Genomic DNA, 23,564 nt, shown 5'->3' on the forward strand with positions numbered 1-23,564 from the left:
ACATGCATAGTCGCGAAGAAATCTATAACCAGTTGCACGCCTATCTGGTCGAGTTGTTCGAAGTTCCGGCCGAAGACATTTCCCCGGATGCCCATTTGATGGATGACCTTGATCTCGACAGCATTGATGCGGTTGATCTGATTGTGAAATTCCAGGAACTGACCGGCAAGAAAATCCCGGCAACTGAATTCAAATCGGTCCGAACCGTCGATGACGTGGTCGAGAAAATTCATGACCTGGTCAGTTCCTAATCGCATTGGTGCCATACTGCTTGCGATGCTGGGTATTGCCTATCCGGTACTGGTCTATTTCGGATTATCGGTCTTTTCACCGCGCCTGATTCTGATTGTGCTGATTGCGGCTGTGTTGCTGCGTGCGGCGCTGTTTCTTGGCAGTGGCAAGCGCGTGCAGGCAATCACCTTTCTGTTGGTTGCAGCGATCCTTGCCTGTGCGGGTATCGCCAGCGAACTGGTGGCAATCCGGTTTTATCCGGTCATTGTTTCTGCAACGCTTGCGGCGTTGTTCGGGGTGTCTCTTTTTGTCGGACGTCCGATGATTGAACGCTTTGCGCGGTTGCGCGCCCCCGAACTTGACGATTATGCCATCGGCTATACACGCATACTGACAGCGGTCTGGGTCGGCTTTTTTATTGCAAATGGCAGCATTGCGGCCTGGACGGCCCTTTATGCCAGTATCGAGACATGGACCCTTTATAACGGGCTGATATCCTATGTGCTGATTGCGGTCCTGTTCGTCGGCGAATGGCCGGTGCGCCGTATTCTGCGTGCCCGTCATGATCGCAAAACACAAGACAGCACCGGTCAGGAGAACGCATGAGCGTTTTTTTCACAAATCTCGGCAATCCGCAAAATGCCCATACCGGACTGTGTTTTGAAAATGACACCACGCTTTCGGTTGGGGCGATCAATGCAGATATTGACCGCCTGACCACACAGCTTGATGCGGGCAAACGCATTTCAATTTATTGCCAGTCGACACGCCTGTTCATGATCGCGCTGGCCGCCGTCTGGCGGGCCGGTTCAACCGCGATCCTGCCGGCAACCGACAAAAGCGGGTATCTTGATGAAATCGGCCAACAGTTCGATACCCACCTTGATGATGCCAGAATACAGCAGTTGCTGATCGCCGCGAACGCCAAGCCCGTCCGGGCAACACCCGGCATTCCGCCTGCAACATCATGCCAGGCGATCTTCTTTACGTCCGGATCGAGCGGCACACCGAAACCGGTGATCAAAACCCTGGCCCAGATCGAAGACGAAATCACAATCCAGTCGCCCCTTTGGCGGCCGCTTATGGGCGATGATGCCCGCATCATCGGTCTTGTATCCCATCAACATATTTACGGTCTGATCTTTCGGGTGATCTGGCCGGTCATGACCAAACAGATCACCTGCACCCAGCAGGCCCAGTTCTGGGACATGGTCCTTGGCGAAATGCAGACCGGGGATATGCTGGTCGCAAGCCCGGCACAGCTTAAAAACCTGCATCCTGATCTGGCCACCGCCCCGCGCCCGGCATTGGTGCTGAGTTCCGGTGGACCGCTTGATTTCGCAGCAGCACAGTCGGCCACGGCCATGCTTGGCGTCTGCCCGACCGAGATTTATGGCAGCACGGAAACCGGCGGCATTGCTTGGCGCCAACAGCATCAAGAAAACGCCCCCTGGCACCCATTGCCACAACTTGAAACCGGGCTGAACGATGCCGGATGTTTGCGGGTCCGCGCGCCCCATATTGCGGGGAACGACTGGTATCAGACCGAAGACCGCGCGATGCTTGACCGGGAAAAGAACTGCTTTGTCCTTAAGGGGCGTGCGGATCGTGTCGTCAAGATCGGTGGCAAGCGGGTGTCGCTTGGCGCGGTCGAAGAACATCTGCGCCGTAATGAACTGATCAAGGATGCGGTTGCCTTGCTGGCACGCGAAGATGATCCGCGGCTTGCCGTCGTTGCCGTCCTGACACCGGATGGAAAGGCTGAACTGGAAAAGCGTGGCCGTTTTCGCATGGGGCGGCTGTTACGCCGCGAACTTTCAAAATTCGAAGAAGACGCCGCCTTGCCGCAACGCTGGCGGTTTGTCGATCGCCTGCCCACCGACAGCCAGGGCAAAAAGCCGCTTCATCTGTTGCGTGCCCTGTTTGATGACAATGGCAATGCCTTGCCCGAGGTCACCGAACATGTGCGCAATCAAGAACGCGATGCCGTATCACTGACGCTTAAACTTGACGGCGACATGACCTGTTTCAAGGGGCATTTTCCCGGGCAGCCGATCTTACCCGGCGTTATTCAGCTGCATTGGGCCGCCCTGTTCGGGGCATCGGTTTTTGGATCGTCGCGCAATGTTGCCGAAGTCAGCCAGCTGAAATTCCGCAAACCCATCACGCCATCCGACGTGATCCGGCTTGAACTTGATTTCGATGCGTCTGCCCATCGCCTTAAATTCAGCTACCGTTCCGATCAGGACGATCTGCACAGTTCGGGAACACTGAAATTGCGAGTACCGCAAGATGACGGGGCAAAGGACGAAGGGGAAAAGATCGCGTGAAAATCTGTGCGCTGATCCCGACCTATAATCACCACACCGTTCTGGCTGATGTCGTCGCCAAGGCGCGATCCTTTGATCTGAGCGTTTTCATCATTGATGACGGATCGAACGCGCAAACCCGTCAGGTAGTCGCAAACCTTCATGATCCCGATCATGGCGTATTGTGCCATCGTCTTGCGCACAATGGCGGCAAGGGTGTTGCTGTCATGACCGGCATGAAACTGGCCCATCAGGCCGGGTTCACCCACGCCATTCAGATCGATGCCGATGGTCAGCATGATCTTGATCGTATTCCCGAAATGCTGCGCGCTGCGCGAAATGCACCGGATGCACTTGTCACCGGGCTTCCGGTTTATGATGACAGCATCCCGACCGGCCGCAAAATCGGGCGCTGGGTCACCCATTTCTGGGTCTGGATCGAAACATTGTCCTTTGCCATCCGCGACAGCATGTGCGGCTTTCGCGTTTATCCACTTGCGCAAAGTCTTGCCGTCTGGCGCAGCGAAGGTCTTGGCAAAAAGATGGATTTCGACACCGAACTGATGGTGCGGCTTTACTGGCGGGGTGTTCCGGTGATCCACATCCCGACAAAGGTGACCTATCCCGACGGCAACATATCGAATTTCCGGATGTGGAAAGACAATGTCCTGATCAGTGCGATGCATACGCGTCTGGTCTTTGGCATGATCTGGCGACTGCCCGGTTATCTCCGGCGCGGGGCGACCTTTGCCCCGCGACAGCGCGATATTGCGTTTGACAGCCCGCCCGTCTCGTCCGAACACTGGTCGGAAATCGACGAACGCGGCATGTATTTGGGCATGCGTTTTCTGGGGGCCGTGTACCGTTATTTCGGTCGCCGGTTCTGTCTGGCTGTGATGATGCCCATCATCTTCTATTTCTATCTGACCGGAAAAAATGCGCGCCGGGCATCGCATGATTTTCTGATCCGCGCCCAAAAGGCCGGTGCCAATATCACCCCGACCAGAATGAATGCTTTCCGGCATTTCTTGCGGTTCGGGGAAAGTGCACTCGACAAGATTGCCGCATGGTGCGGCAAGCTGGGCGAAGGCAATCTTGACCTTCCTGATGATGCAGAAAGCCTGTTTGACTATCTTCCGCGCGATCAGGCGGTCGTGCTGCTGGTGTCGCATTTCGGCAATATGGAACTGGTTCGCGCGATCGCCAGCCGCGACCGCGACTTTCGCGTCAATGTTTTGCTTCATCAAAAAAACGCGGCCCGGTTTGGCCGGGTTCTTCGGAAATTTGCCCCTGAAAGCCAGGTCGACCTGATTGAAGTAACCGACATCGGCCCGGACACCGCCATCATGTTGCGCGAACGGGTTGATCGCGGCGAATGGGTGGTGATTGCGGCTGATCGCATTGCGATTGGCGCGCGCGACAAGACTGTGCTGACGCCATTTCTGGGCGAAGATGCTCAATTACCACAAGGCCCGTTCATTCTGGCCTATTTGCTGCAATGTCCGGTTTATGTGGCAGCGGCATGGCGATCGGGCAAGACATTCCGGATTGCCTGGCACAAACTGGCCGATCAGATGATCCTGCCACGCGCCAACCGGCAGGCCGCGATCACGAAATATGCCGGTGCCTATGCGCAATGGCTTGAAAAGATTGTTGTTAACGAACCGCTGCAATGGTTCAATTTCTATGACTTCTGGGCGAAGAAAAAGGCTGATAATGACCAATAATCACATCAACATCATTTTTGGCGAAAACGATCTGACGATCGAAGATGTGATTGCCCTGTCCGAGCAACGCGCCCGCCCCGTCCTGTCCGGAAGCAGCGAATTTCGCGCCCGCATCCAGAAGGGGGCCGATTTCCTTGATCAGGAACTGCGCGAACATGGTCATATCTATGGGGTGACAACCGGATATGGCGATTCCGTTTCACGCCGTGTGCCCCCAGAACTGGTGGCCGAGCTTCCCCTGCATCTTAGCCGTTTTCACGGTTGCGGACTTGGCAATATCCTGCCCGCGGATCAGGCACGCGCCGTTCTTGCCGTAAGGCTGGCATCACTTTGCAGCGGCTATTCCGCGGTAAGTGTAGATCTGCTTGATCAACTGACCGGGCTTCTGGCCCATGACATCACGCCGCTGATCCCCGAAGAAGGATCGGTCGGTGCATCAGGCGATCTGACCCCGCTTTCCTATGTCGCCGCCGCACTGATCGGGGAACGTGACGTGCTTTATCGCGGTACCAGAACCACCGCGCGCGACGCCCTTGAACAGGCGGGGCTTCCCCCGCTTGTCCTGCGCCCGAAAGAAGCCCTGGCCATCATGAACGGTACGGCGGTGATGACCGCATTGATGTGTCAGGCCTTTGTCCGGGCGCAATATCTTTGCAAACTGACCAGCCGCATTACCGCAATGGCCAGCATCGGCTTGCTTGGCAATCCGGCGCATTTTGACAAACGGCTTTTTGCCGCCAAACCCCACCCGGGACAGGCGCAAATCGCGGCATGGATCGAAGGGGACCTTGGCCATCTTGGCGATGATTTCGAACCGGCCCGCTTGCAGGACCGGTATTCATTACGCTGTGCGCCCCATGTGATTGGTGTGCTGGCCGATATGATGCCGACATTCCGCAAAACGCTGGAAATCGAACTCAATAGCGCCAATGACAATCCGCTTCTTGATGTCGGGGAAAACACCATCCTGCATGGTGGGCATTTCTATGGCGGGCATGTTGCCTTTGTTGCCGATGGCATGAAAACGCTGGTTGCCAATCTTGCCGATCTGATGGATCGCCAGATGGCGCTTCTGGTTGATACCAAATTCAATCATGGTTTGCCGTCCAACCTGTCGGGATCGAATGCGGAACGCGCGTCAATCAATCACGGTCTTAAGGCTGTTCAGATTGGTGCATCTGCCTGGACGGCCGAAGCATTGAAACAAACCATGCCCGCCAGCGTCTTTTCGCGTTCCACCGAATGCCATAACCAGGACAAGGTCAGCATGGGCACGATTGCCGCGCGAGATTGCCTGCGCGTGCTGCAATTGACCGAACAGGTGGTCGCCGCCAACCTGATCGCCGCCCTTCAGGCCATCCGCCTGCGCGAAAAATCGGGCGAAATCACGCAAAAGCAGCTTGGCCCGGATCTGGTGGCGTTCCTTGATCACCTGAAACAGGACATCGATTTCATCGACGAAGACAAGCCGCTTGAAGCCACCTTGCGTCTGGTGATTTCGCGCATCCAGAACCGAGACTGGACGCTTTATGACGGGGATATCGCATGATCAGCGCATCCGTCACCGAAACCATCCAGTTCTATCATCTTGATCCGATGAATGTGGTCTGGCACGGCAATTACGTGCAGTTTTTCGAAAATGCCCGCTGCGCGCTTCTTGACCGGATTGACTATAATTATCCGCAAATGGATGAAAGCGGCTATCTGTGGCCGATCGTCGACATGCGGGTGAAATATGTCCGCCCCTGCCGGTTCGGACAAAAAATCAAAATCACCGCCACGCTCAAGGAATATGAAAACCGTCTCAAGATCGACTATCTGATCAGCGATGCTGATAGCGGTGAAAAACTGACCAAGGGCTTTACCATTCAGGTTGCCGTTGAAAAGGCCACGGGCGAAATGCTGTTTGCCAGCCCGCAATGTCTGATCGACAAGCTGGAAGTCCGAAAATGAAGACGTTCCTGCCCGCATCAAAGCAGATCATTTTGCACATTGCCCTGATCGTGTTTTTGGCGATGACAGGCCATGTGGCATCGGCCCGCGCGGATGCCGCGCTGCCCGCCGCCAAACTGCAACAGATCGGTGATGATCAGTATCTTGCCGGTGCATTTCGCCTTGATCGGTATCTTGCCGGGTTTGAACAGCCACTGGTTTCAAAGGGGGCCTTTACCCTGTCGCCAGGCGACGGGCTGGTCTGGCAAAACCGTGAACCGTTTCCCGACGTGACTGTCATGACCGATCGCGGCATCACCCGTATCGGGGATGACGGAAGCCGTGAAACCATCGCCAATGGTGCGCAATTCAATCAGTTCATCACCCTGATTTCAGCCGTTCTTTCCGGTAACTGGGATGCACTTTCCCAACATTTCACAGTTACTGAACGGTCTGCTGAAATGGATGTTGAGAAGGGCGTCGAAAATAACGCTGAAACCGATGATGCAACTGACGGCGACAGTGCCAGCACCTGGCAGATCGAACTGACCCCGATTGCCGGGCGCCCGATTGCCGATCAGATCGCGCACATTACCGCATCAGGCCGTGATTTTGTCGATCATGTCCGGATTGACAAACCCACCGGCGATCATGACGAAATCACCCTGTCACACCAGACGGCTGCGTCCCTGCCACTTCCTGATGACATCGCAGCCCTTTTGGCCGGGCAGGTACAATAATGAATGTACGCGCCGTCATATGGGTTTTGTGCCTGATCGTTATGGGGGTTCTGACCTTCTGGCAGATCAATGCCCAAAACGCCAAGATTGACGGTGATATCCTGTCCCTTATCGGGCGCGAACATCATGACGGGGATGCCGACCAACAGGATCGGTCAAGCGACATCAATATTGTCCGGGATCTTTTGCGGCGTGATGCCAATCAGGTCATCATCATGATGTCCCATCCCGACCGCGACCAGCTTGAAAAAGCAAGCCGCACCCTTGCCCAAGACTTCCGCGACATGGACGGCACCGCATCGGTCAGTGTCCCCGGGTTTGAAACCGGCGATGCAAGATCCCTTTATGGGTTTTATCTTGATCATGCCGGGGGGCTGTTATCGCAAAAAGACCGTGACATGCTGACCAATGGTGACGGGCAACGCATTTACAGGCGCGCGGTCCAATCGCTCTATGCGCCGTCATCCATGGTCTCTGCGCAATCGCTTGCCAGTGATCCGTTTTCATTGCTGCCAGCGTTTCTGGCTGAACTCGGTGACAAGATCGGGCAAAGCGGCCTTGTGCACAAAGGTGACCGGTATGGAACGCCAATCATCATCACCCTTGCCCCGCATGTCAGGACAAGCGGATTTGAAACCGACTGGGTCAAACATGCCAATGACCTGATTGCCGCTGCGACGGCATCGGATGACAACCTTCTGATTGCCAAAACCGGGCAAATTTTCTTCGCCGTGTCCGAGGCAACCCACGCAAAATCAGACGTCCAGCGCATTGCCATGATTGCGACATTCGGGGTGATTGCAATGGTGGTTTGGGTATTCATGTCGCCACTTCCGATCCTGGCAGCCTTGTTGACCGTCGGAAGCGGTCTTCTTGCCGGTATCACCGCCCTTGTTCTGATCTTTGACAGCATCCATGCCATTGCGCTGGTTTTTGGCGCCAGCCTGATCGGAATTTCCATCGACTATGCACTGCATTATCTGGTTTTGCCCGGATCAGACGGAACGGATGACACACGGCTTTCGCATGTTCGGCCGGGGCTTCGACTGGGTCTTTTGACCACGGTTTGCGGATTTTCCGCATTGGCCTTCACACCGACGATCCTGCTTGCGCAAATATCGGTTTATTCGATTGCCGGTCTGATTGCCGCCTATGTCACCGTGGTGACCATTTTGCCATGCCTGCCGGCCCGCAATATCCGCGACCGCGCCGCCATCAGACTGATCTATCAGAAAATCGATGCTGTTCTTTTGGCTGTTCGGCCATCGAACGGACTGCGTCATGTCATGCTGGTTCTGGCGGCTGTTGCGTTGATTGGGGCGGCATTTTATCTGCCCGCCAATGATGATATCGCCGCCCTTGGCCATGGGGATGACGCCCTGATTGCCGATGCACGGATGATTGGCGAGACCCTTGGCATGGTCGGGAACCCGCAGTTCATCCGGGTGGATGGCGATAACATTCAGGACCGCCTTGAAACCGGCGAAGCCGTCCGCGATGCATTGCGTCCGCTGATTGCCGATGGACGTATCGGCAGTCTGTTTGGCCTGTCCGATGTCATACCGTCCATCAGCCGCCAGAACGCCAACCGCGCCCTGATCACATCGCAATTGATTGAACCATTCGGCCCGCAATTACAGGCCGTCATTCCGGTGGACATTTCCAGCCCACAAGACACCCAAACCCCGCTTGAACCCGCCCCGGAAATTCTTGCAGCCATTCCCGGATTATCCGGCCTGCAACGCGGTGAAACCGCTATCATCCGCCTTAGTGCGGTAAAGGACGTCGATGCGGTGCGCGATGCGATATCGCATATCGGGCAGGCCCGCCTGATCAATCCGCGCGAAACCATCACCGGTCAGTTTGCCCGATACCGTGTCTGGGCCAGCATCGCGCTTGGTGTGTCGCTGCTTGTTGCGGGACTGGTTGCGGTGTTGCGATACGGGTTTCCTGACGGGCTGCATGTCGTGGCCGCACCGCTGATTGCCATCCTTTGTGCTGTAAGCGGGGCCTTTGTGCTTGGTGTGACGATCAATTTCTTTGCCATTATGGCGCTGTTTCTGGTGTTTGCCATTGGCGCGGATTACGCGATCTTTACATCCGAAAGCCGCCAACACGGCACACAGGATTCAACCCGGTTTGCCGTGTTCCTGTCACTGATCAGTAGCGTTCTGGCATTCGGGCTTCTGGCGACAAGTTCGGTTCCGGTGGTCAATGCCATCGGCACCATCATTTCGATCGGGCTGATATCGGCGTGGGTGCTGTCATACTGGATGTGCGCCGGGCATAAAGGCAACGACCAGCGCACCACCCACCCGCAATCCAGGGGACACCAATAATGCACGATTGCGACATTGCGATCATCGGCGCCGGACCGGCCGGGGCCGTGGCGGCAAAATTGCTTCATGATGCGGGCATGCATGTCACCGTGCTTGAGGCACAGACATTTCCGCGCTTTGTCATTGGCGAAAGCCTGTTGCCCAACTGCATGAACATCCTTGAACGCGCGGGCCTTCTTGATGCGGTTCAAAAGGCCGGGTTTCAGTTCAAGAACGGTGCGGTTTTCGAACGTGGCCCGCTGTATCAGTCCATCGATTTTCGCAAGAATTTCGAACCATCAGGCTGGGGCACCACATTCCAGGTCCAGCGCGCGCGATTTGACAAAATCCTGACCGATACCGCCATTGCCGCGGGCATTGATATCCGGTTCGCGCACAAGGTTACCGAAGCCAGCCTGACCGATGGCGATTGCCAACTGACATTTCAGAATGACCGTGGCGAAACCGGCAAACTGCGCGCGTCATTTGTCCTTGATGCCAGCGGATATGGACGCGTCCTGCCCCGGATGCTGGGCATTGCGCGATCCGGCCAATCCATCGAACGGCGGGCACTGTTTACCCATGTTCAAGACAACATGTCGCCAACCGATCACGACCGGAACAAAATCCTGATCACGGTTCACCCGACCCATCAGGAAGTCTGGTACTGGCTGATTCCGTTTTCGGACGGCACATCATCGGTCGGCGTGATTTTCCCCGATCAGGATCCCCGATGGTCATCAATGGATGAACAGGCGATCTTTGATCAACTGATTGCCGATACCCGCCTTGGAACCATCCTTGCCGATGCCAGACCGATCCGTCCGCTTAATGCGATTGCCGGATACAGCGCCCAGTCCGATCAGCTGTTCGGCGACGGATATGCGTTGCTTGGCAATTCGGCGGGCTTCCTTGATCCGGTATTTTCATCGGGTGTCACCATCGCCATGCAGTCGGCCGAAATGGCGGCCAACGTTCTGATCAATCGTCACAATGCCAAGAATGTCGATTGGCAAAACGATTATGCCATTCCGCTTGAACGTGGTGTTGCGACCTTTCGTTCCTATGTCGACGCGTGGTATGACGGGCGACTTCAGACCATCATTTTCAATCAGCCGACCGAAGACACCAAGGTCAAGCGCATGGTTGTTTCGATCCTTGCCGGATACGCCTGGAATCTCGACAATCCGCTTGTAAACAAAACCGATCATTACCTTAAGATGTTGCACGACCTATGCGATCCGTCCTGACCATCATGGTTGCCGCAATGCTCGGTGCCTGCAGCCCGCAATTTGCCGATCGCCCGGATGGCGATCCGGTAAATGCGTCTGTCCGTGATCTGGTGGTGCCCGATGGTGAAAACGATGTTTTCCTGACCCTGCCTGCCAATCCATGGAAGGCTGCCGACCCGATCAATATTGCCCAACAGGTCAGCGCAACCTGGACCGATCCGGAAGCGGCTGAAACAAAGGAACGCACAACCTTTATCGCCCGCATTGCCATCACCACCAACCACGTCATGGTTACGGTGCTTGACGGTTTGGGACGGCGTGCCCTTGATATCGACTGGACGGAAAGCGCACTGAATGTCACACGCGCTGACTGGTTGCCCGACCGGATTGATGCGCGCCGTCTGCTGGCTGACATGTTTGTCACATACTGGCCGCTTGACGATGTTAAAAATGCACTTGGCCCCGGCATGACGATCCAACAGACCCCGTCAGGCAGGATCATCCATTCCGATCATACCCAAAATGCCCTGATCACGGTCACACGTCCCGCAACCGATCCCTGGCAGGGAACGGCAACATTGCATAACGCGCGCCATGGATACACACTAACCATCAATTCACAGCGGATGGCACCATGACAGCGACCGGAAAACCCGCCTTTCTGTCGGCCCTTGGTGTTGTATCGGCACTGGGATCGGGCAAGGCACAATCATCAGAAACCCTGTTTGGCGACCGCCCCGCCGACATGATCCTGCATGACGATTATCTGGTCGATGCCAGCACCATCCTTGGCACCGTCACAAGCCCGCCCGATGCCCTGCCCGACCATCTTGGCCACTATGATACGCGCAACAATCGCCTGTTATGGACGGCGGCCAACCAGATCACCGATGAAATTTCCGATGTCATCGCAACATTCGGCAAGGATCGGGTGGCGATCATTCTGGGCACCAGCACATCGGGGATCGAAGAAGGCACGTCGGGATATCGTGAAAAACTTGCGACCGGGAAATGGTCGGACACCTTCCGCTATGAACATCAGGAAATCGGATCACCGGCAGACTTCCTGCGCGATGCCCTTGGTCTGCAAAATCAGGCCTATGTGATTTCAACAGCCTGTTCTTCAAGTGCCAAGGCCTTTGCCGCGGCAATACGCCTGATGAATGCCGGGTTTTGCGATGCCGTACTGGTCGGGGGTGTGGACAGCCTGTGCCGTCTGACTGTTCGGGGTTTTCATTCGCTAAGCTCGGTTGCAACGGGGATTTGCAATCCACTGAGCATCAATCGTGACGGCATCAATATCGGCGAAGGTGCGGCCCTGTTTGTCATGCGCCCGGACCGGGGGGATATTTCGGTGCTCGGTGTTGGGGAAACATCCGATGCCCATCATCCCAACGCCCCCCATCCCGATGGCATCGGTGCGACCGCGGCCATGCGGGCCGCCCTGGATCAGGCGGGTCTGTCCCCGGCGGCGGTGTCCTATGTCAATATGCATGGCACAGCGACCCCGCTTAATGACAGCATGGAAGCACGCGCGATTCATCAGGTTTTTGATCATGACATTGCCGTCAGTTCGACCAAACCCATGACCGGTCATACACTTGGTGCCGCAGGCGCGATTGAGGCCGCCATTCTTTGGCTGTCCCTGACCGAAATGGAAAACGGCCCCCCGCTGCCCCGTCATATCTGGGACGGCGTAGCCGACCCGGACATCCCGAAAATCAATCTTGTCAAAACTGTCGGCCAACGACTTGCACCGGCTGAACAATCTGCAATGATGAGCAACTCCTTCGCCTTTGGCGGCAGCAATGTATCCGTCATTCTGGGGCGGGGATTTAACCGTATTGGTCCGTCATCATGACTGCACATAACACCCCGTCCTTGATGCCACCGGTTGACGAACTTGTCCTGCACGCAGCCCCGATGCTGCTGATTGATGAAGTATGTTCTGCCGACCCTGACCGGCTGCATGCCCGTGTTCGCATTCATAAAAACAGCATGTTCTTCGAAGACGGCATCGGGGTTCCAGCCTATGTCGGCATTGAATATATTGCCCAGGCCGTCGCCGCCTATAGTGGCTGGCGCGGCAAACAGGCCGACCCGACCACGCCGCCGCGCATCGGCTATTTGTTGGGGACACGCAAGATGACCTTGGCCTGCGACGGCTTTGCTGCGGGCAGTTGCCTTGATATCTTTGTTAAAAACATTTTCGAAGATGACCAGATGGGCGTCTTCGAAGGCGAGGTCAGAAACGGTGAAACCGTTCTGGTCAACGCCCAGATCAATGTCTTCCAGCCGGCATCTGCCCCGGATCAGCCCGAAGACACCATGACGACCACCAACCAAGAAACGACACAGCCATGACACAGACCATTCTGGTAACCGGTGCCAGCAAGGGCATTGGTGCCGCCACTGCAAGACGCCTTGCCCGTGACGGATTTGACATCATCGTGCATTACAATTCGGACCGCGATGGTGCGCAATCGGTTCTTGATGATGTTATGGCCGCGGGACGCAGCGGGCGTCTGATCAGTTTTGATATCGCCAATCGTGATGCGACACGCACCGCCATCGAAGACGATATTGCGCAACATGGCGCACCATACGGGGTTGTCCTGAATGCGGGACTGACGCGCGATGCCGCATTTCCGGCCCTTGAAGATGATGATTGGGACAGTGTTCTGCACACCAATCTGGACGGGTTTTACAATGTGATCAAACCCGTGATCATGCCGATTATCCAGCGCCGCAAAGGCGGGCGCATTGTCGCATTGACGTCAATTGCCGGACTGGCGGGCAATCGCGGACAGGTCAATTATGCCGCCTCCAAGGCCGGGATTATCGGCGCGGTGAAATCACTGGCGCTTGAATTGGCCAAACGCAAGATCACGGTCAATGCCGTGGCACCGGGCGTCATCGAAACCCGGATGACCGAAGACCTGCCGGAAGACGAGGTCAAGGCAATGATCCCGATGCGCCGTTACGGCACGGCAGACGAAATCGCCGCCGCTGTGGCGTTCCTGTGCAGTGACGATGCATCCTATATCACCCGCCAGGTCATCAGTGTGAACGGGGGGATGCTATGACCAGACGGGTTGTTGTAACCGGCATGGCCGGGATCACCGCACTTGGTGATGACTGGCAAACCATTTCTGCACGCATGAATGCCGGGGAAACCGGCATCCGGCGCATGGATGAATGGGACGGGAAATATGATCTTCGTACCCGGCTTGCCGGCCCGGTAGAAGGCTTTAACCTTAAAGGCAAATTTACCCGCAAACAGTTGCGAAGCATGGGCCGCGTTGCCCAGATGTCGGTTGCGGCCACGGACAAGGCGCTTGAAATCGCCGGTCTTCGCGATGAAAAGTCAATTTTGCAGGGCGGACGCCTTGGGATTGCCTATGGGTCGTCATTTGGCAGCACCCCGCCGGTCCTGGGTTTCACCCGGTTGATGGAAACCGGTGACAGCAACGCCATCACCGCCACCAGCTATATCCAGATGATGAGCCACACATCAGCGGTCAATATCGGGGTTCTGTATGGCATTTGCGGGCGCATCATCCCGACATCGACCGCCTGTACATCGGGCAGCATGGGCATCGGTTATGCCTATGAAGCCATCAAATACGGCATGCAGGATGTCATGATTGCCGGTGGGGCAGAAGAACTCTGTCCGACCATGGTTGCGGTGTTCGACACCCTGTTTGCCACCAGCGACAATAATGATCAGCCCGACATTACCCCGCGCCCGTATGACCAGAACCGAGATGGTCTGGTAATTGGCGAAGGTGCCGGAACCCTGATCCTTGAAGAATACGAACATGCAGTTGCCCGTGGTGCGACCATCTTTGGCGAAATTGTCGGATTTGCCTCAAACTCCGACGGCGCACATATCACCCAGCCACAAGCCGACAAGATGGAAATTGCCCTGCGCAAATCACTTGAAGATGCGCTACTGTCGCCGGCCGATATCGATATCGTCAATGGTCACGGCACCGCGACCGATCATGGTGACCTTGCCGAAAGCAAGGCAACCCGTGCCGTATTTGACCGTGCCATTCCGATCCATACCCTTAAGGGGCATTTCGGCCATACGCTGGGGGCGTGCGGTGCGATCGAAGCATGGCTTGGCCTGGAAATGATGCGGGACGAAACCTTTGTGCCGACCGCAAATCTTGTTTCGCCCGACCCGGAATGTGCCGATCTTGATTATATCCGCTCCGAACCGCGTACCATTTCCGCCGAATATCTGATGAGCAACAATTTCGCCTTTGGCGGCATCAATACATCGCTGATTTTCGCCAGAATATAAATGATTTGACCTTATCCCATACAGGACACCCGACCATGCGTATTGCCATTCTTGACGACTACCAAAAACTTGCCCTGCAATCGGCTGACTGGTCTGCTGTCAAGGCACATGGCGAGATTACGGTCTTTCATGACACCATCACCGACAAGAATGCGTTGCGTGACCGGTTGATGCCGTTTGATATCCTGTGTGTCATGCGCGAACGCACACCGATTTCCGGCGACCTGATCCGCAGCCTGCCCAATCTGAAACTGATCGTCACGTCGGGCAAACGCAATGCGGCAATTGATGTGGCAACCGCCCATGAATGCGGGATTACGGTCTGCGGGACGGAATCACCATCAACCGCGACACCGGAACTGGCATTTGCCCTTATGCTGGGACTTGCACGCAATATTGTGGGTGAAAATGCCTCGATGCGCAGTGGCGGCTGGCAGATCGGGCTGGGTCAGGATCTTGCCGGATCGACATTGGGTATTATCGGCCTTGGCCGGCTTGGGGCGCAAATCGCCAAAATCGCCCAGGCCTTTGACATGCACATCACCGCATGGAGCACCAACCTGACACCGGAACGCTGTCAGGAAGTCGGTGTTGAATACAAACCCAGCAAGGAAGCCCTGTTGCGCGATGCCGATTTCGTCACCATCCATCAGCGTCTTTCAGACCGCACGCGCGGCCTGATCGGCATCGAAGAATTCCGGCAGATGAAGAAAACCGCATTTCTGATCAACACATCACGCGGGCCGATTGTCGATGACGCTGCCCTGATTGATGCCGTCAACCAGGGCGAAATCGCCGGCGCAGGTATTGATGTCTATGATCAGGAACCGCTACCGGCTGCCCATCCGCTGCGCAAATGCGACAAGCTGTTGCTGACCCCGCATCTGGGCTATGTCACCCGCCATACCTGGGATGTGTTTTATGGCCAGACGATTGAGGCGGTGCTGGCCTGGATCAATGGTGATCCGATCCGGGTTCTTCCATCATAGCATCATCGCGAACGATATCTGCCGCCCCTTGCCCGGACGGATCGGGATCTTGATGTGACCACGGTTACTTTTTGACCGTGATAGCGCGTTTGTGACTTGTGAAAAAATCAGGATAGATGACAATCATTCGCACGCAGGGGCCAGGACGCAAAACAGCGCCCCCTGCTGCGACGTGCGTTGATCTGATTTGTCTTTGTTACCGTCACCACCAGCCCCCCAATCCCCGTGTCACTCAGGACAGGAGCGCATGATGGAACGTCTGACTGCCAAGGACTTTTCGCCGGAACTGCTTGAACTATATGATTTTTACGCGCATGGAATGATTGACCGGCGCGAATTTCTTGATCGTGCGGGCCGCTATGCGGTTGGCGGCATGACGGCACTGGCCATCCTTAATGCCATGAGCCCGAATTACGCAATGGCCCATCAGGTTGATTTCACCGATCCCGACATTGTTGCCGAATATATCACCTATCCGTCCCCCAATGGCCATGGCGAGGTCCGCGCCTATCTGGTCAAACCGGCCAATGTCACGGGCAAGGTTCCCGGTGTTGTGGTTGTCCACGAAAACCGCGGGCTTAACCCCTATATCGAAGATGTCGCACGCCGGGTCGCCAAGGCGGGCTTTATCGCCCTTGCCCCGGACGGTCTGACATCGGTTGGCGGTTATCCCGGCAATGATGACAAGGGTCGCGAATTGCAACGTACCGTCGATCCGACCAAACTGATGAATGACTTCTTTGCGGCCATTGAATTCCTGACCGCCCACGAAGCCACCACCGGGAAAACCGGCATTACCGGTTTTTGCTATGGTGGCGGGGTCGCCAATGCGGCTGCGGTTGCGTATCCCGATCTTGGTGCTGCTGTCCCGTTCTATGGCCGTCAGGCTGATGCCGCCGATGTTCCGCGCATTCAGGCACCGATCCTTTTGCAATATGGCGAACTTGATGAACGGATCAATGCCGGCTGGCCGGCCTATGAAGAAGCCCTGAAAGCCAATAACAAGGTATATGAGGCCTATATCTATCCCGGCGCCAATCATGGTTTCCACAATGATTCCACACCGCGCTACGACAAGGAAGCCGCCGAACTGGCATGGCAACGCACCATCGACTGGTTCAACAAATACCTGAAATAGGTCGGTCCGTTTGACGGACCAACCAGACCCGACACAGACAAAAAAAACACCGTGACCGATATCAACCGGTCACGGTGTTTCATCATGTGCGCATTGGGAAATTCGGGGCGGTTTAGTCGCCTGCCCGGTTATGCAGGGCCCAGTCGCCGTCGCTGAATCTGTCGCGGGCAAACTGGCCCTGATGCCAGTAGGGATAGATCAAAGGCGGCTGGCTGACCTTGTCCAGACGGGTCAGGTCATCTTCATCAAGTTTAAGGTCAATCGCGCGGAAATTGTTGATGAATTGCTGTTCGGAACTGCCACCGACAACCAGCGAAGATACCGCCGGGCGCGTCAGCAACCAGGCCAGTGCGACCTGTGCGGCTTCAACGCCGTGTTTTTCACCCACCGAGATCAGGACGTCAACTATATCCCACAAACGTCCTTGATCCCGGATGGGTGGTTCGGTCCAGCCCGCCTCTTGCCTTGACCCTTTTGCAACAGGATTTTGGCGGGTGTGTTTACCGCTCAGCAAACCGGCCGCCAACGGGCTCCAGACCAGAACACCTAACCCCTGATCGACCGAAACCGGAAGCAATTCATATTCCGCTTCGCGGGCTTCAAGGGTGTAATGGATTTGCTGCGTGACGAACCGGACGCGACGGTCGCGTTCGGATGCCTGCAACGATTTCATGATGTGCCAACCCGAATAGTTCGAACAGCCGACATAGCGCACCTTGCCCTGTGTCACGAGGGTATCAAGGGCCGCCATCTTTTCTTCGACCGGTGTGACACCATCCCATTCATGCATGTAATAGATATCGATATGATCGGTTCTGAGATTGCGCAGCGACTTTTCGCATTCACGGATCAGGTGATAACGGCTGACACCTTCGTCATTGGGGCCGTCGCCAATGCGCATGCGCGCCTTTGACGTCACCAGAACCTGATCACGCCGCCCGTCAAGAACTTCGCCAAGAATCTGTTCGGACAGGCCGGTCGAATACATGTTGGCGGTATCAAAAACATTCACGCCGTGATCAATGCAGCAATCGACAAGACGCCGTGCTTCGGGCACGCCCTGCTTGCCGACCATGGCAAACGGCCCCTGCCCGCCAAAGGTGAATGTGCCCATTGAAATGGCTGAGACTTTCAAGCCGGATCGGCCAAGGGTTCTGTATTCCATGGTGGGTTCCTGCATTTATCAAAGACGAAAACTTTTGATGGCACGGCATGCGACCAGATCAGAGGGAGAGGCCAATCTGAACCGCATGCCGCCGCATCAGCGGTTGCAAAATTCTGCAACCGTTTCGATCAAAAGGGCCGCGACCGTGCTGCCGGCATCCTGAAGACCTTTGCTTTTTTCGGCAAAGGCGGCGGCCTTGCCATGTTGCGCGACAAGGTTCTTGGTCGCCTCAAGCGCGGCCTTGGCATCGCTGGATGCCTTGCTTGTGGATTCTGCCAGTGACAATCCCGCTGCAACCGATGCTTCGAGGCTTTCGGCAATCGGCACCAGAACATCGAGAACCGTCTTGTCCCCCAGCTTGGCCTTGCCGCGTTCGGCAATGCCATCGGCATAGGCCCGCCAGAATGCGGCCATCTCGGTTGCACCGATTGCATCGGCATCGCCAAGCGCCTTGCCACCGCGCATGAACCCGGTCGCGGTCAGCGTCCCCATGGTTGACGGTGCGGCCTTTGCCATTGCCGCACCGGCCAGCATGAACTGTTTGCCCATCGGTGTATCGGTCTGGGCGGCGACCGTTGCCGCTGCTGCTTCGAAGGCGGCATTCATCGTAATGCCCAGATCGCTGTCACCGACCTTGGCATCAAGGGCGATCAGTTCATCGCGTTTGTCACGGAACGTCGCGTGCAGGGCTTCGAACAATGCGGTGATGTCACCGCTGGTAATCTTGTCCATCTTGGCCTCGGCTTACTTGGCAAAATGTTTGAAGAACGGGGTGTCGGCCTTGGCCGCCATCAGACGATCAAGTTCGTCATCAAGATGCAGCACCGAAACAGATGCCCCGGCCATTTCCATTGATGTCGCGAACTCGCCGATCCAGACATGCTTTACGTTGACCTTGCGTTCGCTCATCAGCTGATGGACGCGACGGAACAGGATATAAAGTTCTTCAAGCGGGGTGCCGCCAAGGCCGTTGACCAGGATGGCAACGCCGTCACCAGCCTTGTAATCCTGTTCGGCAAAGATCTTGTCCATCATCTCGTCAACCAGCGGGTCGGCAGCGGTCAGCTTTTTGCGGCTGATGCCGTTTTCGCCGTGGATACCCATGCCGATTTCCATTTCATCGGCACCGATTTCAAAGGACGGCTTGCCGATTTCCGGGATCACGCAACTGCTTAACGCGACACCGATGGTGCGCGTTCGGTCCTTTGCCTTTTCGGCAACGCGGGCGACTTCTTCAAGCGACATGCCTTCTTCGGATGCGGCACCGGCGGCCTTATACAGGAAGAAGATCCCGGCAACGCCACGGCGCTTGTGTTCTTCGCCAACCACGGATGATGCAACATCGTCATTGCCGACCACCGAAAGAACCTTGATGTCTTCCATGTCGGCCAGTTCGGTCGCCATATCGAAATTGATGATGTCGCCAGTATAGTTGCCATAGATATAAAGAACACCCGCACCCTGATCGATATATTTGGTGACTTCGAGCATCTGCTCGGCACTGGGCGACTGGAACACGCCGCCTACGGCCGCACCATCAAGCATGCCTTCGCCAACATAGCCCAGAAACAGCGGAAGGTGACCCGAACCGCCACCGGTCGCAATACCGACCTTGCCCGGTTTCGGAGATGCCTTCACATAGCATCGTTTGTCATCATTGACATAGGTGACGTCACTGTTGGCGAGATAGATACCCTCAAGCATCTCATCGACGAAATTCTTGGGATCATTCAAAAACTTTTTCATGATTTTCTCTTTTATTTCGCAGGTTTGAATTTGCGCTGTCGGGTGACAAAGAAGGCCGCGGCAAGCAGGATGAACGCGCCGACAAACACACGCTGCCAGGTGCTGGGAATGCCGACCATCACCAGAACGTTGTCGACAACAACCACCAGCAAAACACCCAGCATGGTGCCGATAACCGACCCGGTTCCCCCGGTGATCCGCGCCCCGCCAAGTACCACGGCTGCGATCACGGAAATCTCGGTCCCGACAAGATCAAACGGGTTGGCAAGCCGGTTCGCGGTGATATGGACAATCCCCGCCAGACCGGCCAATGCACCGGCATATCCAAAAACAAACAGGTGAACGATTTTGACGTTGTAACCCAGACGTGCGGTCACTTCCGGATTGCCGCCCAGCGAAAAGATCGCCCGCCCCATCAGGGTACGCCGCATGATCCACCAGGTCAGAACCGCAACCACCGGCAGGATCAGGAAATAAACCGGAAGACTGACAATCGCGCCATTCGCGGTTTCAAATTCCAGAAGCGACAAACGACCGAATGTCGCCATCTCCCCGGGCAGTTCCATGATCCAGGTTGTCCCGATAAAGGCCAGCAACCCGCCCCGGAAGAAATACTGCGTCCCGATGGTCACAATCAGCGATGGCACGCGCAGCGTATAAACCAGAAAACCGTTCACAACGCCCAGAAACACACCGCCGGCAATCGCGATGGCAAACACCACAACAATCGACAGATCCGGCGCATATTTCTGAACCAGAAGCGTGATCGAATACATCGTCAATGCAGCAATGGCGGTAAAGGAAACATCAATCCCGCCCGCCGCAAGAATGACAAACACGCCCAGCGCAAACAGCCCGGTCACGACACTTGCCCGCCCGATATCAATCAGGGTGGAGGGCTGCAAAAATGCCGGATTGGCAATTGTCACGGCGATACAGATCGCCATCAGCAAAACAAGGGTGACAAATTCCGGTCGTTTGGCGATCAGACCGCTCAATCCGCCGCCCGGCCCGGCATTTGCCGCGGCCTGATTATGCGAGGTTCCAGCCGCACTCATGCTGCACCTTCCTGTACTGAACCAAGCATCGCCTGGTAGATCTCGTCTTCATTTGCGCCCGCGCCGTTCAAATCGGCGACGATTTCACCGGCACTCATCACAAGAATGCGGTCGCAATTCTGCAAAAGTTCGGGAAGGTCATCACTGACGATGACAAGTCCGATGCCCTGTTCGGCCATTTTCTGGATGGTCTGGTAAATCGCATCCTTTGATCCGACATCAACACCGACCGTCGGCCCGTGCAGCACCAGAATTTCCGGATCGATGCTCAGCCAGCGGCCAATCAGAACGCGCTGCTGGTTACCACCCGAAAGTGCCGATACCGGCAATTCGATATCGGCGGTATTCAGGCGCATCTTTTCGGAAATGTCGCGGGCAATTTCCTTGCCCTTTTTCATGTCGAGAATGCCGAACTTGCTGGCAAGTTTGCGCAGGATCAGCGCGATTTCATTCTGATAGATCGACTTGTCAAGAAACAGACCTTCCGACAGGCGGTCTTCGGGGACATAGCCGATCCCGGCATCAATTGATTCCGACGCACTATGGATGCGCACCGGCTTGCCATTGACCGAAATCGAACCACCGGCCGCCGGTTTGATCCCGGCAATCGCAAGTGCCAGTTCGTTCCTGCCGGAATCCGAAAGCCCGGTAATGCCAAGAACCTCGCCCTTATGCAGTTTGAAGCTGACATCGCGAAAACGCCCGGGCACTTCAAGACGGTCAAGCACCATCAGGGTTTCGGCCGATGGCGCCCCGGTGCGATAACGTTTTTCACTGATCTTGCGTCCGGTCATCAGTTCGGCAAGATCCGTGCGGCTGTAATTGTTGATCGGCCCCTGGGCAACGCATTGGCCGTCACGGAAGACGATGGCATGGCCACCGATCCGGTAACATTCTTCGAGTTTGTGGGTAACGAACAGCACGGCCACATTTCGCGACCGCAGTTTTGACACCACATCAATCAGGTTTTCGACCTCGCGCCGGGTCAGCGACGTGGTCGGTTCATCCATGATCACAAGGCGCGCTTCGCACGCGATGGCGCGCGCAATCGCCACAAGCTGACGAATGGCAAGCGGAAGGTCAGACACAATGGTCGACAACAATTCCGCCGTAACATTCAGCCCGACCTGCGACAGGGCCTTGGTTGCGGTTTCTTTCAAACGTGCGCGGTCAAGCGTGCGCAAAAGGCGACCATGGCCTTCGACAAGCTGCTCGCCAAGCGCAACATTTTCCATCACGGTCAGATTGGGGATCAGCGACAGGTCCTGATAAACCGTCTCGATCCCGAAATCGAGTGACTGGATCGGCGTCAGTTCATCATGAACCTCGCCATCAAGAATGATCTGTCCTTCGCTGGGCGGATGCGCACCAGCCATGATCTTGATTACGGTACTTTTGCCACATCCGTTTTCACCAAGCAGGTGATAGACCTCACCAGCCTGAAGCGACATGTCCACCCCTCTGAGGGCATGCACACCGCCAAACCGTTTGTGGATGTTTCGCAGCTCAAGGAAGCAGCGATTTTGCGGATCTTGCTTGGTCACCAGTTATTCCCTTTCTGCTGACGTTTCTGTCAGGCATAGCCATGCAGTCCGGCGCATTGTGCGTTGCGCCGGACCACTGGCATCAGGTGATCTTAGAAAAGGTAGTCCTTGTAGGTGTCCTTGTCGGCCAGCACCATGCCGTTACCAACAATCAGAAGACCCTTGCCGGCACCCGGTTTGACGGTGACGCTTTCATAGCCTTCAACACCAAGATCCATACCGTCGGTGATTTCCTTGCCTTCGAGCATGAATTTCGCGACCGCATTCATCGCCATGCCGGCTTTCTGCGGATCCCAGAAACCGATCGCGGTGATGGCACCGGAATCCAGATACGCTGCCGACGGGTTCGGAAGACCGGTACCGACCAGGCAAACCTTGCCAGCCAGACCTGCTTCTTCGATTGCACGACCTACACCCAGAACATCGTTACCAGCCGAAGTCTGGAACCCTTTGATATCGGGGTGTTTGCGCAGGATTTCCTTGGCCTTTTCATAGGTGCCGTTGGCATCATCGAACGATTCGTTGTTCGGATCGACCAGTTCCATGCCCGGATATTTCTTGGCATTTTCTTCACCGGCACCAACCCACTGCATGTGGGTACGGCTGCCCAGCGAACCGACAAAGGTGGTCCATTTGCCTTCACCGCCCATGCACTGGGCCAGACGTTCGTTCAGTGCCGCACCGTAATCGGCATTGTCAAAGGCCTCGATATCGGCGTGGGTGTTGGCCTGGTTGTCGGCTTCGTGGGTGACGATGATCGTGCCACGATCCATCGCACGGCCCAGGATACCTTCAAGAATATCCGGATCCATCGGCACAACCGCCAGCGCATCCACACCGGTTGCCACCAGATCCTGAACGATCTGAAGCTGCTGTGCGGAATCCGCAGTTGCCGGACCGACCTGGCGAATGTCCATTTCCGGGTTCTGTTCGGCGAATTTGTTCACGCCGGTTTCCATACGGTCAAACCACGGAATGCCGCTGATTTTAACAACCGTTGTGATGGCCTTGCCATCCTGTGCCGATGCCGGTGCGGCAACGCCGACCATGGACAGGGCAGCGACCGCAAAGGCAGAGCTTTTCAAAAGTGTCGAAATTTTCATTGTTTTCCTCCCGAATTGGA

22 protein-coding genes are annotated in these 23,564 nt (G+C 55.9%); 16 read left to right on the forward strand and 6 right to left on the reverse strand.

Annotation, left to right across the window (positions count from 1 at the left end; all coding sequences use genetic code 11):
• Positions 1-2: 2 nt before the first annotated feature.
• The 16 genes from M9H61_RS10540 (at position 3) to yghX (ending at position 16,928) form a co-directional block, all read left to right on the forward strand.
• Positions 3-251 (forward strand): acyl carrier protein, encoded by a 249-nt coding sequence (locus tag M9H61_RS10540; RefSeq protein ID WP_250284994.1) that lies wholly within the window; start codon positions 3-5, stop codon positions 249-251.
• Positions 232-837 (forward strand): hypothetical protein, encoded by a 606-nt coding sequence (locus M9H61_RS10545; protein WP_250280371.1) that lies wholly within the window; start codon positions 232-234, stop codon positions 835-837. Before M9H61_RS10540 ends, M9H61_RS10545 begins: the two co-directional genes overlap by 20 nt.
• Positions 834-2,561 (forward strand): AMP-binding protein, encoded by a 1,728-nt coding sequence (locus M9H61_RS10550; protein ID WP_250280372.1) that lies wholly within the window; start codon positions 834-836, stop codon positions 2,559-2,561. The genes M9H61_RS10545 and M9H61_RS10550 overlap by 4 nt, the downstream gene beginning before the upstream one ends.
• Positions 2,558-4,267 carry a glycosyltransferase gene (locus tag M9H61_RS10555; RefSeq protein ID WP_250280373.1) on the forward strand — a complete coding sequence of 570 codons (1,710 nt, stop codon included), beginning with the start codon at positions 2,558-2,560 and terminating at the stop codon, positions 4,265-4,267. Before M9H61_RS10550 ends, M9H61_RS10555 begins: the two co-directional genes overlap by 4 nt.
• Positions 4,257-5,816, forward strand: coding sequence for a histidine ammonia-lyase (gene hutH / locus M9H61_RS10560; RefSeq protein WP_250280374.1), 1,560 nt, complete (start codon positions 4,257-4,259; stop codon positions 5,814-5,816). The genes M9H61_RS10555 and hutH overlap by 11 nt, the downstream gene beginning before the upstream one ends.
• Positions 5,813-6,220 carry a thioesterase family protein gene (locus tag M9H61_RS10565; RefSeq protein WP_250280375.1) on the forward strand — a complete coding sequence of 136 codons (408 nt, stop codon included), beginning with the start codon at positions 5,813-5,815 and terminating at the stop codon, positions 6,218-6,220. The genes hutH and M9H61_RS10565 overlap by 4 nt, the downstream gene beginning before the upstream one ends.
• The gene (locus M9H61_RS10570; protein WP_250280377.1) at positions 6,217-6,939 is read left to right on the forward strand and encodes a hypothetical protein; all 723 of its coding nucleotides are present in this window, start codon (positions 6,217-6,219) and stop codon (positions 6,937-6,939) included. Before M9H61_RS10565 ends, M9H61_RS10570 begins: the two co-directional genes overlap by 4 nt.
• Positions 6,939-9,278: an MMPL family transporter gene (locus M9H61_RS10575; RefSeq protein ID WP_250280378.1), complete on the forward strand. Its 2,340-nt coding sequence runs from the start codon at positions 6,939-6,941 to the stop codon at positions 9,276-9,278. The genes M9H61_RS10570 and M9H61_RS10575 overlap by 1 nt, the downstream gene beginning before the upstream one ends.
• A complete protein-coding gene (locus M9H61_RS10580; RefSeq protein WP_250280380.1) occupies positions 9,278-10,507 on the forward strand; it encodes an NAD(P)/FAD-dependent oxidoreductase in 1,230 nt (409 codons plus the stop codon). The genes M9H61_RS10575 and M9H61_RS10580 overlap by 1 nt, the downstream gene beginning before the upstream one ends.
• A complete protein-coding gene (locus M9H61_RS10585) occupies positions 10,492-11,127 on the forward strand; it encodes a DUF3261 domain-containing protein (RefSeq protein ID WP_250280381.1) in 636 nt (211 codons plus the stop codon). The genes M9H61_RS10580 and M9H61_RS10585 overlap by 16 nt, the downstream gene beginning before the upstream one ends.
• Positions 11,124-12,350 (forward strand): beta-ketoacyl-ACP synthase, encoded by a 1,227-nt coding sequence (locus M9H61_RS10590; RefSeq protein WP_250280383.1) that lies wholly within the window; start codon positions 11,124-11,126, stop codon positions 12,348-12,350. The genes M9H61_RS10585 and M9H61_RS10590 overlap by 4 nt, the downstream gene beginning before the upstream one ends.
• Entirely contained in the window at positions 12,347-12,853 is a 507-nt protein-coding gene (locus M9H61_RS10595) for a hotdog family protein (protein WP_250280384.1), read from the forward strand. Before M9H61_RS10590 ends, M9H61_RS10595 begins: the two co-directional genes overlap by 4 nt.
• Complete coding sequence (gene fabG / locus M9H61_RS10600; protein ID WP_068517007.1) at positions 12,850-13,575, forward strand: 3-oxoacyl-ACP reductase FabG; 726 nt, start codon at positions 12,850-12,852, stop codon at positions 13,573-13,575. Before M9H61_RS10595 ends, fabG begins: the two co-directional genes overlap by 4 nt.
• Positions 13,572-14,801, forward strand: coding sequence for a beta-ketoacyl-ACP synthase (locus M9H61_RS10605; protein ID WP_250280385.1), 1,230 nt, complete (start codon positions 13,572-13,574; stop codon positions 14,799-14,801). The genes fabG and M9H61_RS10605 overlap by 4 nt, the downstream gene beginning before the upstream one ends.
• A 35-nt stretch (positions 14,802-14,836) precedes the next feature.
• Positions 14,837-15,790, forward strand: coding sequence for a D-2-hydroxyacid dehydrogenase family protein (locus tag M9H61_RS10610; RefSeq protein ID WP_250280386.1), 954 nt, complete (start codon positions 14,837-14,839; stop codon positions 15,788-15,790).
• 250 nt (positions 15,791-16,040) lie between these two features.
• On the forward strand, positions 16,041-16,928 hold the full coding sequence (gene yghX, locus M9H61_RS10615; RefSeq protein WP_068518410.1) for a YghX family hydrolase: 888 nt from the start codon (positions 16,041-16,043) through the stop codon (positions 16,926-16,928).
• A 112-nt stretch (positions 16,929-17,040) separates the two neighbouring features.
• Here the strand turns inward: yghX and M9H61_RS10620 are convergent, their stop codons facing one another.
• From M9H61_RS10620 to M9H61_RS10645, 6 genes are all read right to left on the reverse strand, one after another.
• On the reverse strand, positions 17,041-18,093 hold the full coding sequence (locus tag M9H61_RS10620; protein WP_068518409.1) for an aldo/keto reductase: 1,053 nt from the start codon (positions 18,091-18,093) through the stop codon (positions 17,041-17,043).
• A 96-nt stretch (positions 18,094-18,189) separates the two neighbouring features.
• Positions 18,190-18,825, reverse strand: coding sequence for a DAK2 domain-containing protein (locus M9H61_RS10625; protein WP_206928173.1), 636 nt, complete (start codon positions 18,823-18,825; stop codon positions 18,190-18,192).
• Between the two features lie 12 nt (positions 18,826-18,837).
• Positions 18,838-19,839, reverse strand: coding sequence for a dihydroxyacetone kinase subunit DhaK (locus tag M9H61_RS10630; protein WP_068518404.1), 1,002 nt, complete (start codon positions 19,837-19,839; stop codon positions 18,838-18,840).
• Positions 19,840-19,850: 11 nt separating this feature from the next.
• On the reverse strand, positions 19,851-20,897 hold the full coding sequence (locus M9H61_RS10635) for an ABC transporter permease (protein WP_082817772.1): 1,047 nt from the start codon (positions 20,895-20,897) through the stop codon (positions 19,851-19,853).
• Positions 20,894-22,441, reverse strand: a complete 1,548-nt coding sequence (locus M9H61_RS10640) for a sugar ABC transporter ATP-binding protein (protein ID WP_170310216.1) — start codon at positions 22,439-22,441, stop codon at positions 20,894-20,896. The genes M9H61_RS10635 and M9H61_RS10640 overlap by 4 nt, the downstream gene beginning before the upstream one ends.
• Positions 22,442-22,533: 92 nt before the next feature.
• Positions 22,534-23,544, reverse strand: coding sequence for a substrate-binding domain-containing protein (locus tag M9H61_RS10645; RefSeq protein ID WP_068518402.1), 1,011 nt, complete (start codon positions 23,542-23,544; stop codon positions 22,534-22,536).
• Positions 23,545-23,564: the final 20 nt, after the last annotated feature.

This window comes from Thalassospira sp. GO-4 (assembly GCF_023588965.1).
Taxonomy (GTDB): Bacteria; Pseudomonadota; Alphaproteobacteria; order Rhodospirillales; family Thalassospiraceae; genus Thalassospira; species Thalassospira povalilytica.